Raw genomic sequence first — 14,129 nt, 5'->3', positions numbered from 1 at the left:
AAGTATTTATACTGGCCTTTTTTATTTTCCTTATTTCGCGGTAACACTTTGCCCTACATCTAAAAAATTTTTAAAAAACGGCAATTAATTTCCTAAAAAAGCTAAAGGTTTTCAATTCTTTTCCGATAAGTATTTATCATCAAGAGGAATTGATTCATGAAAGTACATACTTTAGATAAAGCAGAGTTAATCAGTGAAATTCAATACGGTTCAAACCTAAACCATGCTATGGAAGCAGGTCGCCGTGCCGATTTCGCCCTAATGATGTCTTTACTGTCTAATGATTTACGTGAAAATACACCTATTGAAAAGATAGACGAGAAAAAAATAACCGAAGATCTGCTTCGTCAACGCTTTCACCTGGCTGACGCTCAAATACTGCGTAGTAATGAAGAAAGCTACTCTCGCGCCGCTTCACAAGCAAATCAATTTCATAATGGCGGTTTAGCTAGTGCTAAATTGCAATATGGCCTAGCACCTGATGCAATGGCTTATATGCCACAAGATACTTGTGATTTACCAGAAGAGATTTACCATAACCTATCAGGTCACCAACGACGTCAATTAGAATCTGGCAATGAAATTTTTAATGCCATTCCACAAGACCTTTATAATGAATTAGTTACAGCTAAACGTCATTCAGAAATGAACCTATACGTTTAAGACTGCTATTACTCTTTCAACTCTAATTAAAGTTATCAATATTCCTACTTCTCCTCTCACTCATTCAGAATTATTATGTGAGTTAGTGCATAAATCCTACAATTGAATACAAATTAATCCGCATTTCTCGTCAAGCTCACAGCAGATATCATATTTCTATCCCATTATTAAAGCACCTTATCCAATGATAATAACGAACTGCTTTAAGGAAGGAATGCTATGCAAATTGAACATTCAACTATTCTAATCACATCGGCTGGTAACTTTATGGGTCGAGACGTTGCATACCATTTTGCCTCTCTTGGCGCATGTCTTATTATTGCAGATTCAAACCATGATGGACTTAATGAAACTCATCGTTTATGCCGTCAAATCAACTCAAACGTCATTAGTTTCCAGCTCAAAGATCAGTCTCTAGAGAGTATTCAGCATCTATTTCATGCTATTGATAGAGAATTTAGTCGCGGGATCGATGTGTTAATAAACAATTATACCGACGTTGCATTACCGAGTTTACTCGCTCCATACGAAGACGAATGTCCATTTCAATTAACCGAATTAGCTGCAACCCTATTTACCTACGGTCAATATGCTGCTCAAAACATGAGAGATCACTGCAAAGAAGGTGTGATCATAAATTTAGGCCATCATAAGCACTCTTCACAAAAACAATATTTAGATAATTCAACAGCATTATTAGCAGGTTTAACCAAAAGCTGGGCTAAAGAATTAAATCCATTTAATATTCGAGTTGGAGGAGTTGCACCGCGCCTTTCTAATGAGTTTTCATATCCGAACATAAACCTTATTAATCAAGAACTTATAAAAAATACGGAATATATTCTTCAGAATGAATATTTTAATGGTCGTATTATCGAAGCTACAGCCTAATTACCAATAATTATCTGCACACTCTTCTCTCAGCTTTTATTCTATAAAGCTTTAGGCATAAAAAAACCACCTTACGAATAAGGTGGTTTTTATCATTTCAATATTTTCAGATTCTGAGTGAAAATATCTTAGCTTATTAGCATTGAATTATTTCTTTGCTTTTTTCGCTTTTACTTCTGCTTTCACTTCTGGTGCGTCCATTACGTCAGCGTAAGCCGTACCATAGTAAGAAGCGATTAATACTTCTTTAAGCTCTTTGATCAATGGGTAACGTGGGTTAGCACCAGTACATTGGTCATCAAACGCATCTTCAGCAATTGAATCCACTTTTGCCATGAATTCAGCTTCGCTAACGCCAGCCGCTTGAATTGACATTGGAATATCCAGTGCAATTTTAAGCTCTTCTAACCAACCAAGTAATGCATTAACTTTTGTTTCAGTATTACCTTCACGGTAACCTAAATGCTCTGCAATTTCAGCGTAACGAGCACGTGCTTTAGGACGGTCGTACTGAGAGAAAGCAGCTTGTTTAGTTGGGTTGTTAGTCGCATTAAAACGTACTGTGTTAGCAATTAATAATGCGTTAGCAAGGCCATGTGGAATGTGGAATTCTGCACCTAGTTTATGCGCCATTGAGTGACACACACCTAGGAAAGACTGCGCAAAAGACATACCAGCGATTGTTGCTGCATTGTGAACTTTCTCACGAGCGATTGGATCTTTCTTACCGTTAGCGTAAGAACTCGGTAAGTACTCTTTAAGCATCTTAAGTGATTGCAGAGCGTGACCGTCTGAGTATTCGTTTGCAAGAACAGAAACATAAGCTTCTAATGCGTGAGTTACTGCATCGTAACCACCAAATGCACATAAAGACTTAGGCATATCCATTACAAGGTTAGCATCAACAACAGCCATGTTTGGCGTTAGTTCGTAATCTGCTAATGGGTATTTTTGACCCGTTTTTTCATCAGTTACAACAGCAAATGGGGTAACTTCAGAACCTGTACCAGATGTCGTTGTAATACATACTAGTTCAGCTTTTTGACCCATTTTAGGGAACTTGTAAATACGTTTACGGATATCCATAAAGCGCATAGATAGGTCTTCGAAATCAGTTTCTGGGTGCTCGTACATTACCCACATGATTTTCGCAGCATCCATTGGTGAACCACCACCAACCGCTAAGATAACATCAGGTTGGTAGCTTGCACATGCTTCAGCACCGGCTTTAACTACTGCTAATGTTGGATCCGCTTCTACTTCATGGAATACTTCAACTTCCATGCCTTTCTCTTTTAAGATTGAGCGTAGGTCATCGATGTAACCGTTGTTGAATAAGAAACGGTCAGTAACGATTAATGCACGTTTTTTACCTTCAAGGTCTGTCATTGCAATTGGTAAACAACCGCGACGGAAGTAGATAGATTTTGGTAGTTTATGCCACAACATATTTTCTGCTCGCTTAGCTACAATTTTCTTGTTGATAAGGTGCTTAGGACCTACGTTTTCAGAGATAGCATTACCACCCCAAGAACCACAGCCTAACGTTAGTGAAGGTGCTAATTCAAAGTTGTAAAGGTCACCGATACCACCTTGAGATGCTGGTGTATTCACTAGAATACGAGCAGTTTTCATTTTGTCGCCGAAGTACGTAATACGCTCTTCGTTATTATCTTGGTCTGTGTAAAGTACTGAAGTATGACCAACACCACCTATGTCTAATACGATTCCTGCTTGACGAACTGCATCTTCAAAGTCTTTCGCTTTAAATAGACCTAACGTTGGAGATAGTTTTTCATGAGCAAATTCATCATCCCATGAAGCTTCTAGGCCTTCACCGATAAGAATTTTAGTAGACGTTGGTACTTTAACATTTGCTAACTCAGCGATTTTGTATGCTGGTTGGCCAACGATGTTAGCGTTAAGTGCGCCATCAATAAGCAGAACTTTACGTACTTTGTTTGCATCTTCTTTGCTTAGAACAACCGCGCCGTATTTAGCGAAACGAGCTTTAACTTCGTCGTAGATAGACTCAACAACGATTGCCGCTTGTTCAGAAGCACAAATAACACCGTTATCGAATGTTTTAGACATTAAGATAGAAGAAACAGCACGTTTGATATCAGCAGTTTCGTCGATAACAACAGGTGTGTTACCCGCACCAACACCAATTGCTGGTTTACCTGAAGAGTAAGCCGCTTTAACCATGCCAGGGCCGCCAGTAGCAAGGATCATATTGATGTCGTCATGTTTCATTAATGTATTTGACAATTCAACAGATGGTTGGTCAATCCAACCAATGATGTCTTTTGGTGCGCCCGCTTTAATTGCTGCATCTAATACAACTTTAGCTGCATAGTTAGTTGCATTTTTAGCACGTGGGTGTGGCGAGAAGATACAACCGTTACGTGTTTTAAGACAAATTAACGCTTTAAAGATTGCCGTTGAAGTAGGGTTTGTCGTTGGAACGATTGCACAAACAATACCTAGAGGTTCAGCAATAGTGATCGTGCCGCCTTCATCGTTACGGTCGATGATGCCACACGTAAGCTCGTCTTTGTATTTATTGTAAATAAACTCAGAAGCAAAATGGTTTTTGATTACTTTGTCTTCCATGATACCCATGCCAGACTCAGTTGCCGCCATTTTTGCTAGTTCAATACGAGCTGTTGAAGCTGCTAGAGACGCTGCACGGAAGATTTCATCAACTTTCTCTTGTGGAAAGTTCGCAAATTCTTTTTGCGCCGCTTTAACGCGTGCTACTAGAGCATCAAGTTCAGCTAAATTAGTTACAGGCATATTGTTTCTCCTAAAAATAAAAACTATAAAATTCATTAAAAACTATTTAGTAAGGACTCTGCTTTTCATCCTTGTTCGCAGTTAAGCTTAACCATTTGTCTTGGTTATCTTGCTTTACCTTCTTAGTAAATTGCTTTCAAAACTGATTATATTCTTTCACAATTTGAAAAGTATTGATTCAGATCAGTTATGAGAATTTATTTACCACTTTCGACTTACCCCTAACGGGTAGCACAATATAATTATGATTTAGATCAAATAGTTACATCTAATCACAATCCAATTCAAACTAATTACTATTAACAATTCAATTGTTAACAAAATCACAAGTTGTAATAAAGTTACACAATTGCGGTCGTAAATGACAGATTATGGCGAAATACTCGTGCCACTAAAGAGTAGTATAACTAGAATAAAATTCACATCTTTTATCTTTCAAATAACTTGCTCTAGATCACTTTATTATTATTCTTTTATGCATGAATAAGAGCCAATCTAGATTGAAAAACAAATATATAGTGGAGAGACGCTCTTTTTTTCATTATTCTTATTTAAGAGCAATAGGTTGGAATGCAGTGATAACTATGAAAACAAAACGTATAAAACATTATTTATATACCACTATCTTTGGTACACACACTAAAGGAGGGAAAAGATTCGATATCACATTGATAATCTTAATCCTTGCCTCTCAAGCTACGTTGGTTTTAGATTCGCTCAGCTCAGTAAAAGCGGTTTACGGGGATGTATTGTGGAGTTTAGAGTATATTTTTACCGCTATATTTACTTTGGAATATCTTCTAAGACTCTATTGCTCTCCAAGACCAAGTTCTTACGCTAAAAGTTTTTATGGTGTAATTGATTTACTAGCGATTTTGCCTACCTACTTAGCTCTATTTTTCCCAAGCGCAAGTTACATTGCTATTATTCGATTACTTCGTGTGATGAGGATTTTTAGAATTCTAAAACTAGTACGCTATCTGCAAGATTCTAATATTCTTTTACGATCATTATTGATGGCGAAAAGAAAAATACTGATTTTCTTTAGTACCGTTGCAATTTTAGTGACTGTTTTTGGTTCTTTGATGTTTGTAATCGAAGGGCCTGACAATGGCTTTAGCAGCATTCCACAAAGTATCTATTGGGCAATAGTGACAATAACAACTGTAGGCTATGGGGATCTTGTTCCCCATACCGCATTAGGAAAAGCAGTCGCATCACTCACGATGTTACTAGGTTATTCAATTTTAGCGGTACCAACAGGTATTATTACTGCAGAGTTAAATCAAGAAATGAATGCGCACAGAGATTTAGTGCGCTGTCCGAACTGTGTCAAAGGTGGGCATGAATCTGATGCTATGCACTGTAAGCATTGTGGCAGTGAACTTCCTGAACCACATAAAAGAATAGTGAATACAAGCTCACATTAATCAAACTTAGGTGGTTGGCGCTGTTATTCTGAATACAGCGTTAATGACCCTTGCGATATGTTATTTTCAGACCCATTATCAAGAAATTTTGGTGCTGCAATAACAGCAAGTAATACAAATACAACAGCAAATGCTGCAAATTTAGTCAGGACTTGTCCCTTAGTCTTTTTCATTATTGTTTTTCTTAAATTTATTAAACTGCCGATAATCTACTTGAGTAAGCCCTTATCGACAATTTTATAAATTCTTTTTGGGATCAATGTGGCATTAAAATTCTTATTGTTGAGATATTAAGCAAAAAAAGATAAAATCAGTCAGATGACACATTTACACGAACAATATCTTCTTGCCCTTTAGTAAACTGTTTTTTTAATTCAGATTTTGATTTAAAACTAATTTCACCACCTTCAGCAACAGTCATATGTTGTGCCTCTTTATTATGCTTTGATTGATACAACATCATCGCTTGCATACAAGTACTTCTTTGCTCAGCAGACAGTAAAGTTCCGTTATGCCATTTCCCTGTTTCGACTGCATATTGCAAATTTTCAAAGACTTCAGGTGTCATTGATTCTAATAATTTATTAATATCCATTATTCACTCTCTATATTAACTGCCCACAAACGATAGCTTTTCATTAATGTTAGTCAACAAGGTGCCGATAAATAGGTGTAATGGATCACGTTTCCTTTTTTCTATCTATAGGATCATCATGTTTTTAACTATTCAACGACTTTCTTTTCTTACTCTGAGTACCCTCTTACTATCTGCCTGTTTTGGAGTAAAACCAACAACCGAACAGTTGTGTGAAGATCATGAAGCTTTACAGTGTAGTCAATTAAATATGCGTGATGGTCAATGTCGCTATCAGCGTGATTCTCTCATCCTTAGTCGATTTGATGTATTAAAAAACAATAGCGATTTAGATAAATTAAAAACAATTAAGGCGACCCATGAATATCAAATCTGTTTAACCTCTGCTGCACAAATTGAGCCTATTACAGCAAAAGAAATTAAATCTAAGCGCAGCGAAGCATTACTTCATTCTTACGATGCTATTGATGCATTATCGTTAGAGCTGCAACATTCTAAAGAGCCTAAAGTTCTTTTCTATCTTTGGACGACAGGTGATAAAAATGCATTACGCGAGTTTTTACAATTAGAAGGAAGCAAAGCTCTTGAATCGACCGAGATGCAATATGCACTTGCAACTTTCTATACTCAAAGAGACGGTAAGAAGACCATCTCAATCTTAAATCATTCATTAGAATTGTTAACAGAGCAAGACTACAAGGATGGCCGACATGCGATCATCATTAAATCATTAGCTAGCATTAATCATAAAGAAAATAATAAAAAACTTGCTTATGTATGGGCGTTAGTCGGTAAAGAATTTAAACTAAAAGTCGCTTCAGAAAAACAACTTAACTTATTATACCAATTCTCTGATGCCGAAAAGACACAATTAAAGCTTACAAGTGACGTAATAAAAGAGAACATTGATAATCAAACATTCAGATCTTCATTATTGCCAAATTTAGATAAGACGATTTAGAGCGGACTATATTATGATTTACAAAAGGAGCGTGTTTCGCTCCTTTTTTTTAAGTGATTATTCCGCTTCACCATCAAAACGTAAAGAGACCGAATTAACACAAAAACGCTCACCTGTTGTTTTAGGTCCATCATTAAATACATGGCCTAAATGACTATCACAATGACAGCATCGGATTTCAATTCTTTCCATTCCATGACTTGTATCTTTAATATAACGAATAACTTGATCATTAATTGGTGCATCAAAACTTGGCCAACCACACCCTGAATCATATTTGTTATCAGACTCAAATAAAATCGTCTGACAACACGTACAAGCATAAGAACCGGTTGATTTATTGTGTAATAATTTACCAGAGAAAGGTGCTTCAGTTCCTTGTTTGCGACAAATATTGAACTCTTCTTGCGTCAATCGTTCCTGCCAATCGACTTCTGTAAGTTCTAAAAATGGTTTTGATTTATTCATCTGAAATACTACCCCTTAAGACTTATTTAAATTAAACCTTGCTAACTATCACCTTTGTAGCACATAATTTGCTAAAGTAATTTTACAGCAGCCTAGCAAAATGACATTCATAGTTATGTAACTTTTTTTCATAACATGTCATTAAGGTCACTAAATAACCGACTTTTCTATAAATTACGTAAGATTTTTTCTTTATGTTAACAGAATAAGGTGTTTTTTTTGATTTTAAACAAGATAAATGGCATTTTCGCTTGCAGGTTGGCTCAGGATTTTGTAATTTTACTACCAGTTAATTTAAACCTGAAAATCAAATTTAAGTTGTGGAGCAACATATAATGACTATCAAAGTAGGTATTAACGGTTTTGGCCGTATTGGACGTTTTGTTTTCCGTGCATCTGTAGAGCGCAACGACATCGAAGTTGTTGGTATCAACGACCTTATCGACGTTGAATACATGGCTTACATGCTTAAGTACGACTCAACTCACGGTCGTTTCAACGGTACAGTTGAAGTAGTTGACGGTAACCTAGTAGTAAATGGTAACACAGTACGTGTAACTGCTGAACGTAACCCAGAAGATCTTAAGTGGGATGCAATCAACGTTGACGTTGTTGCTGAAGCAACTGGTCTTTTCCTTACTGACGAAACTGCTCGTAAACACATCACAGCTGGCGCTAAGAAAGTAGTTCTTACTGGTCCTTCTGGTGACGTTCCAATGTTCGTTATGGGCGTTAACGCTGCAGATTACGCTGGTCAAGATATCGTTTCTAACGCTTCTTGTACTACTAACTGTCTTGCGCCAATGGCTAAAGTACTTAACGACAAGTGGGGCATTGAATCTGGTCTTATGACTACAGTTCACGCAACTACAGCGACTCAAAAAACTGTAGATGGTCCTTCTGCGAAAGACTGGCGTGGTGGCCGTGGTGCTTCTCAAAACATCATCCCATCTTCAACTGGTGCAGCTAAAGCAGTAGGTAAAGTAATTCCTGAGCTTAACGGCCTTCTAACTGGTATGGCTTTCCGCGTACCAACTGCAAACGTTTCTGTTGTTGACCTTACTGTTAACCTAAAAACTGCTGCAACTTACGAAGAAATCTGTGCTGAAATGAAGCGTGCTTCTGAAAACGAATACGCTGGCGTTCTAGGCTACACAGACGAAGCTGTTGTTTCTCAAGACTTCATCGGCGAAACACAAACTTCAGTATTTGATGCTGCAGCTGGTGTTGCTCTAACTGACAAATTCGTTAAGCTTGTATCTTGGTACGACAACGAAATCGGTTACTCAAACAAAGTTCTTGACCTAATCGCTCACGTTTCTAAGTAAGCATTAGTTTAGACTTTCTTTGAAAGCTAACTTAAAAGATTTTAGTATCTTTTAAGAATGAAAGGCGACTTTATTGTCGCCTTTTTTGTATCTGTTATTTAGTCTCCCCCCCAATAAGTATCTATTCTTTTTCTAGGCCATTATTCCGCTCTTCTGCCTGAAAAAAGAATATGTATTTATCATTTTAGGAGTTACCTATGAACATTACTCACCTTCCAACAATCAGTGTGTTATCTGATAGTGTTACTATTGCTCAACTTGATGACATTAAGATTGTACGCATCATCCATGAAAAAGCAGAGGCAGCGATCTCTTTGCATGGTGGCCATGTTTTATCTTTCACTCCAAAAGGCCAAGAAAACCTTATTTGGATGAGTAAAGAAGCTATTTTTAACCCAGAGAAAGCAATTCGTGGCGGTGTTCCTGTTTGTTGGCCTTGGTTTGGTCGCATTGCAGATCCTGCTCATGGCTTTGCTCGCAATAGCACTTGGTCACTAATTGAGCATCGTGAAAATGATAACGGCGTTATTGTGGTTCTTGGTTTAAAAGCATCAGAAGAAACCAAAGCTATTTGGCCTTTTGAGTTTGAGGCTCGCTTGACTGTCGAAATTGGCGATGAGTTACTTATTACTCTAGATGCGAAAAATACAGATGATAAAGCGTGGAACTGCTCAGGTGCATTGCACACATACCTAAATATTTCAGATATTAACACCACAACAATTACTGGTATGGGTTCAAGCTATATTGATGGCTTACAGGAAGCTAAAGTATGCTCTGGCGGCGATACGCTATTTATTGATGCCGCTATTGACCGTGTTTACACCCAACCAGAAAATACAGTTCTAATCTCAGATACACAACGTACGCTATCTATCACTAATGCTGGACACAATGCAGCGGTTATCTGGAATCCGTGGGGTGAAGGCGCTGAATCTATGGGTGACATGAATAATGATGGTTATCAAACGATGGTGTGTGTTGAATCAACGTATCATGCAACAAGCCTAGAAACAGCTAAGGTTATCCCACCGGATGAGTCGTTCCTATTAACGACTACAATTAAGGCTTAACCTTAAACTACAAATAAAAACGGAAGCACTTAGGCTTCCGTTTTTTATATCATCAATTCTTATAATAAGTAGATACTGAAATTATCTTTCCCAGTATGACTCTTCTAATGAATCTTCACGTTCAGGTAAACCACGAGACAAACGTGGTGAATGCTGCGCTAATACTTCAAAGCTTACACGGTTCGAATACTTACATACTTGAGAGAACGAAGAGTATGTTAAGTAAGAGTGCTGGTGCTTGCTTGAATTAGGCACATTATTACGGTGGTAATGATTTGCTGCCATATCATGCAATAACGCAGATAAAGCGCCATCACCAGCTCCATTGGTGTTCTTAATTTTCTCTGGTCCACCCATGTATGGTGAAATATGAGAATACACCTTCATTGGATTTTCACAGCTGTCTTTAATCGCAGGACGACTAAACTCAAATTGGTTGAATTCTGGGATCGTACCAGGAAGTAATGGCAATGAAGTCTCACGCTTCGCTTCATCCTCTGTATAACCTGCCATATAAAGGCCTACAGGGCCCGCAGTACATAATACAAGATCAACCCACTCAAGTGCTTTATCTGCTGCTTGTAGGGGATCTGAAGCACCAGTAAGCGCCTCACCTTCCTCTTCATTCATTGCAACAACAGTTACATGATCATTTAAAAAGTCACGCCAGTATTGTGGATCATCTTGAACAACAAACTTAGTTCCCATCGTTAATACCACTGGTACATCGTATTTTTTAGCGTACTCAATCGCTTTCATGGTCGCAGCTGGCATTGGGTCACCATCTTTACAGCGAACTAAGTAAGCAGTTAATACAAGTGCTGATGCATTTTTGAAAATCTTTTCAGGAATACTTTCTGCACGAAGTTGATTCATATCGCCTTCACTGATCGCAAACGTACGTTCACCGTCTTGGCTGATAAGAGCAAAACAACGGCCAATTGCGCCCGGGACCGGTTGAAGATAATTCAAATCCATACGGCTAGACGTATTACATAGGTAACGATATGAGTAGCTACCAATATGAATGTCTTCACTCATCACACCTAACAGAGTTGATTTATCATCAGCCAATACTGAATAGTTGTGAAGTGTATTACCAATCGTACCACCAGCGAACTCGTTGGTGATCATATTGTTATCTTTAAGCTCGTTATAAAGCATTTCCGCTTTATCATTATCGATAACCAGAGAGTGTCCTTTACTCAAGCCATACTTTTCAATAAAAGCATCATCAATTCGAGCTTCAATATCCACTAACGTTTGATCAATACCAATAATGTGCGTACGCGACATTTTTTTGGTTTCTTGAGCTTGGCTAACTAATGGATCACGAGCGTGAACTGGGAAATAATGCTTGGATTTACGCTGACCTGGAAATTTCATAAAATAATCATTCAACTGGCTAATGGAAGAAGTGCGAAGTTTAGCCGCTCAATAACTCTGCCGCAACTACTGATATTAGCCCCAACGAAAGGCAAACGTTTGCTCTTTCTATTTGTTGATAGCTCTAGCCTTATAGAGGACATTCGTGATAATTTATGGGCGTATTTTTTAAAGGTAATCACCATGACAACTGAACTAATTAGCTATGATGACGTAATCGAAGTCGCTTACGATATTTTCCTTGAAATGGCTCAAGACAATCTTGAACCGGCTGATGTTGCATTATTTACTCTACAATTTGATGATCGCGGCGCTGCTGAAGTTGTTGATACTCGTGATGATTGGGCTGGGCACGTTGGCTTTGAAGTTGATGGCGAAGTATACGCGGAAGTTCTCATTGGCTTGGTCAATGAAGAATCAGACGTATTGGATGATGTATTTGCTCGTATGCTAGTCAGCCGTGATCCTGAACACAAGTTCTGCCACATGTTATGGAAACGTGATTAATTTTATCGTTCATCTTTAACATACTAAGGAGCTATCATTTGCTCCTTTTTTATTATCCTCTCTCATTGAATCTCTTACTTTACACCCCCATTATTTCTTTATGCTCACAAACTGCTTATTGCAGAAAATAATAAAGGAATACCATGTCTCAATTTCAATCTAGATGCCCATCATGCAATGGACTCAACCGCCTTCCTATTGAACGCATTAATGACACACCTACTTGTGGTCGCTGTAAAGAACACCTATTAGATGGAAAGCCGCTAGAAGGTACCACTGATAATCTTGCTGCTTTAATGAATAGTGATAAACCTGTTGTTATCGACTTCTGGGCCCCGTGGTGTAATCCATGCGTTGGATTTTCTCCGGTATTTGAAGACGTTGCTGCCGAACGCAATGGCCAAATTCGCTGTGTAAAAGTAAATACGGAAGCCCAACAACAAATTGCCGCACAATATCAGATCCGCTCTATCCCTACGATCATGGTCTTTAAGAACGGCCAACGTGTAGATATGATTAATGGTGCATTACCAAAAGGTCAATTTGATCAGTGGTTGAATCAAGCATTAACGAAATAGTACAGCTATATAAATACTAAGATCAAAAAAGCCCCTTTACTGGATAACCAATAAAGGGGCTTTTAATTTCTATCTATTTAAAAACAGATTAACCGATGAATTCTACACCGTTCATGTACTTACGTAGTACTTCTGGGATAGCAATCTTACCGTCAGCTTGTTGGAAGTTCTCTAAAATCGCAACCATTGTACGACCTACAGCAAGACCTGAACCGTTCAGTGTGTGAACTAGTTCTGGCTTCTTCTCACCTTGACGACGGAAACGCGCTTGCATACGACGAGCTTGGAAATCCCACATGTTTGAACAAGAAGAGATCTCACGGTACGTTTCTTGTGCTGGAACCCATACTTCTAAATCGTAAGTTTTACGAGAACCGAAGCCCATATCACCTGTACAAAGCACTACTTTACGGTATGGAAGCTCTAGAAGTTGAAGTACTTTCTCAGCATGGCCTGTTAGCTCTTCAAGCGCTGCCATTGAATCTTCTGGTTTCGTAATTTGAACTAATTCAACTTTGTCGAATTGGTGCATACGGATAAGGCCACGAGTATCACGACCGTAAGAACCCGCTTCAGAACGGAAACATGGTGTGTGAGCCGTCATTTTCAGAGGTAAATCAGCTTCTTCAGTAATTGTGTCACGAACCATGTTTGTTACTGGAACTTCAGCTGTTGGGATAAGTGATAACATCTTAAGAGGAACATCACTCACTTGCTCTGTTAATGGGCTTGTGTGGAATAGATCTTCACCAAACTTAGGTAATTGACCCGTACCATATAGGCTATCGTGGTTTACTAAGTAAGGTACGTACATTTCCATGTAACCGTGTTCTTCTGTATGAAGATCAAGCATGAATTGTGAAAGTGCACGGTGAAGACGCGCAAATTGACCTTTCATTACGATAAAACGAGAACCAGAGATTTTAACTGCGCTCGCAAAATCAAGGCCATCAGCCATTTCACCAAGCTCAACATGATCTTTTACTTCAAAGTCATACGCTAGAGGGTTACCCCAACGCAATACTTCTACGTTTTCTTCTTCATCTTTACCAAACGGTACTGAATCATCAGGAATATTTGGAACAGACAAAGCGATAGTTTCGATTTGTTGTTGAAGATCTGCAAGTGCTACTTTTGCTTCATCTAATTCAGAGCCTAGGTTTGCAACGTCAGCCATAATGCGATCTGCTTCTTCGTGATCGCCCTTCGCTTTTGCTTGACCAATGGACTTCGAACGGGAATTACGCTGCGCTTGAAGCTCTTCAGTTTTAACTTGAAGGGACTTACGTTGTTCTTCAAGATTGCGAAGTGTCTCTACGTCTAGCTTAAAGCCACGACGTGCCAGTTTCTCTGCTGTTTCATCCAGCTCTGTACGAAGTAATTTTGAATCAAGCATTTGTAATCCTATGCCTTATGGTCATTGTGTATTCAAATAATACAGAACACACTG

General features: G+C 38.4%; 14 protein-coding genes. 8 read left to right on the top strand and 6 right to left on the bottom strand.

Going from position 1 to position 14,129, the window contains the following annotated elements; genetic code table 11:
• Positions 1–156: 156 nt before the first annotated feature.
• Both BTO22_RS04005 and BTO22_RS04000 read left to right on the top strand, forming a co-directional pair.
• On the top strand, positions 157–663 hold the full coding sequence (locus tag BTO22_RS04005; RefSeq protein ID WP_105054377.1) for a VC2046/SO_2500 family protein: 507 nt from the start codon (positions 157–159) through the stop codon (positions 661–663).
• 219 nt (positions 664–882) lie between these two features.
• The gene (locus BTO22_RS04000; RefSeq protein ID WP_105054376.1) at positions 883–1,554 is read left to right on the top strand and encodes an SDR family oxidoreductase; all 672 of its coding nucleotides are present in this window, start codon (positions 883–885) and stop codon (positions 1,552–1,554) included.
• Positions 1,555–1,701: 147 nt separating this feature from the next.
• On the opposite strand, the gene adhE is transcribed toward BTO22_RS04000, so the two are convergent.
• On the bottom strand, positions 1,702–4,353 hold the full coding sequence (adhE, locus tag BTO22_RS03995; RefSeq protein WP_105054375.1) for a bifunctional acetaldehyde-CoA/alcohol dehydrogenase: 2,652 nt from the start codon (positions 4,351–4,353) through the stop codon (positions 1,702–1,704).
• Between the two features lie 584 nt (positions 4,354–4,937).
• Here adhE and BTO22_RS03990 point away from each other — a divergent pair.
• A complete protein-coding gene (locus BTO22_RS03990) occupies positions 4,938–5,783 on the top strand; it encodes an ion transporter (protein ID WP_105054374.1) in 846 nt (281 codons plus the stop codon).
• Between the two features lie 23 nt (positions 5,784–5,806).
• Here BTO22_RS03990 and BTO22_RS19915 read toward each other — a convergent pair whose 3' ends face one another.
• The gene (locus BTO22_RS19915; RefSeq protein WP_181044556.1) at positions 5,807–5,956 is read right to left on the bottom strand and encodes a hypothetical protein; all 150 of its coding nucleotides are present in this window, start codon (positions 5,954–5,956) and stop codon (positions 5,807–5,809) included.
• A gap of 137 nt (positions 5,957–6,093) precedes the next feature.
• Positions 6,094–6,378 carry a YeaC family protein gene (locus tag BTO22_RS03985; protein WP_181044555.1) on the bottom strand — a complete coding sequence of 95 codons (285 nt, stop codon included), beginning with the start codon at positions 6,376–6,378 and terminating at the stop codon, positions 6,094–6,096.
• A gap of 118 nt (positions 6,379–6,496) precedes the next feature.
• On the opposite strand from BTO22_RS03985, the gene BTO22_RS03980 reads away from it, so the two are divergent.
• Positions 6,497–7,339 carry a DUF2989 domain-containing protein gene (locus BTO22_RS03980; protein WP_105054372.1) on the top strand — a complete coding sequence of 281 codons (843 nt, stop codon included), beginning with the start codon at positions 6,497–6,499 and terminating at the stop codon, positions 7,337–7,339.
• 57 nt (positions 7,340–7,396) lie between these two features.
• On the opposite strand, the gene msrB is transcribed toward BTO22_RS03980, so the two are convergent.
• The gene (gene msrB / locus BTO22_RS03975) at positions 7,397–7,807 is read right to left on the bottom strand and encodes a peptide-methionine (R)-S-oxide reductase MsrB (RefSeq protein ID WP_105054371.1); all 411 of its coding nucleotides are present in this window, start codon (positions 7,805–7,807) and stop codon (positions 7,397–7,399) included.
• A gap of 335 nt (positions 7,808–8,142) precedes the next feature.
• On the opposite strand from msrB, the gene gap reads away from it, so the two are divergent.
• Positions 8,143–9,135 (top strand): type I glyceraldehyde-3-phosphate dehydrogenase, encoded by a 993-nt coding sequence (gene gap, locus BTO22_RS03970; protein ID WP_105054370.1) that lies wholly within the window; start codon positions 8,143–8,145, stop codon positions 9,133–9,135.
• A 197-nt stretch (positions 9,136–9,332) separates the two neighbouring features.
• Positions 9,333–10,208, top strand: a complete 876-nt coding sequence (locus BTO22_RS03965; protein WP_105054369.1) for a D-hexose-6-phosphate mutarotase — start codon at positions 9,333–9,335, stop codon at positions 10,206–10,208.
• 81 nt (positions 10,209–10,289) lie between these two features.
• Here the strand turns inward: BTO22_RS03965 and BTO22_RS03960 are convergent, their stop codons facing one another.
• The gene (locus tag BTO22_RS03960; RefSeq protein WP_105054368.1) at positions 10,290–11,594 is read right to left on the bottom strand and encodes an inosine/guanosine kinase; all 1,305 of its coding nucleotides are present in this window, start codon (positions 11,592–11,594) and stop codon (positions 10,290–10,292) included.
• A 183-nt stretch (positions 11,595–11,777) separates the two neighbouring features.
• Between BTO22_RS03960 and BTO22_RS03955 the strand changes: the two genes are divergently transcribed.
• Together BTO22_RS03955 and trxC are read left to right on the top strand one after the other, a co-directional pair.
• Entirely contained in the window at positions 11,778–12,101 is a 324-nt protein-coding gene (locus BTO22_RS03955; RefSeq protein ID WP_105054367.1) for an HI1450 family dsDNA-mimic protein, read from the top strand.
• 143 nt (positions 12,102–12,244) lie between these two features.
• Positions 12,245–12,679 carry a thioredoxin TrxC gene (gene trxC, locus BTO22_RS03950; RefSeq protein ID WP_105054366.1) on the top strand — a complete coding sequence of 145 codons (435 nt, stop codon included), beginning with the start codon at positions 12,245–12,247 and terminating at the stop codon, positions 12,677–12,679.
• 88 nt (positions 12,680–12,767) lie between these two features.
• Here the strand turns inward: trxC and serS are convergent, their stop codons facing one another.
• Positions 12,768–14,075 carry a serine--tRNA ligase gene (serS, locus tag BTO22_RS03945; protein WP_061028376.1) on the bottom strand — a complete coding sequence of 436 codons (1,308 nt, stop codon included), beginning with the start codon at positions 14,073–14,075 and terminating at the stop codon, positions 12,768–12,770.
• Positions 14,076–14,129: the final 54 nt, after the last annotated feature.

Source organism: Aliivibrio sifiae, from assembly GCF_002954705.1.
In the GTDB taxonomy this organism is placed as follows: domain Bacteria; phylum Pseudomonadota; class Gammaproteobacteria; order Enterobacterales; family Vibrionaceae; genus Aliivibrio; species Aliivibrio sifiae_A.
Note: the sequence above shows the minus strand (reverse complement) of the source record. Positions and strands in the feature narration are given on the sequence as shown.

Coding starts and splice junctions, on each gene's coding strand:
- msrB (WP_105054371.1), bottom strand. CDS start 7,807: ATGAATAAATCAAAACCATTTTTAGAACTTACAGAAGTCGATTGGCAG.
- gap (WP_105054370.1), top strand. CDS start 8,143: ATGACTATCAAAGTAGGTATTAACGGTTTTGGCCGTATTGGACGTTTT.
- BTO22_RS03955 (WP_105054367.1), top strand. CDS start 11,778: ATGACAACTGAACTAATTAGCTATGATGACGTAATCGAAGTCGCTTAC.
- BTO22_RS04000 (WP_105054376.1), top strand. CDS start 883: ATGCAAATTGAACATTCAACTATTCTAATCACATCGGCTGGTAACTTT.
- BTO22_RS19915 (WP_181044556.1), bottom strand. CDS start 5,956: ATGAAAAAGACTAAGGGACAAGTCCTGACTAAATTTGCAGCATTTGCT.
- trxC (WP_105054366.1), top strand. CDS start 12,245: ATGTCTCAATTTCAATCTAGATGCCCATCATGCAATGGACTCAACCGC.
- BTO22_RS04005 (WP_105054377.1), top strand. CDS start 157: ATGAAAGTACATACTTTAGATAAAGCAGAGTTAATCAGTGAAATTCAA.
- BTO22_RS03985 (WP_181044555.1), bottom strand. CDS start 6,378: ATGGATATTAATAAATTATTAGAATCAATGACACCTGAAGTCTTTGAA.
- BTO22_RS03980 (WP_105054372.1), top strand. CDS start 6,497: ATGTTTTTAACTATTCAACGACTTTCTTTTCTTACTCTGAGTACCCTC.
- serS (WP_061028376.1), bottom strand. CDS start 14,075: ATGCTTGATTCAAAATTACTTCGTACAGAGCTGGATGAAACAGCAGAG.
- BTO22_RS03990 (WP_105054374.1), top strand. CDS start 4,938: ATGAAAACAAAACGTATAAAACATTATTTATATACCACTATCTTTGGT.
- BTO22_RS03965 (WP_105054369.1), top strand. CDS start 9,333: ATGAACATTACTCACCTTCCAACAATCAGTGTGTTATCTGATAGTGTT.
- adhE (WP_105054375.1), bottom strand. CDS start 4,353: ATGCCTGTAACTAATTTAGCTGAACTTGATGCTCTAGTAGCACGCGTT.
- BTO22_RS03960 (WP_105054368.1), bottom strand. CDS start 11,594: ATGAAATTTCCAGGTCAGCGTAAATCCAAGCATTATTTCCCAGTTCAC.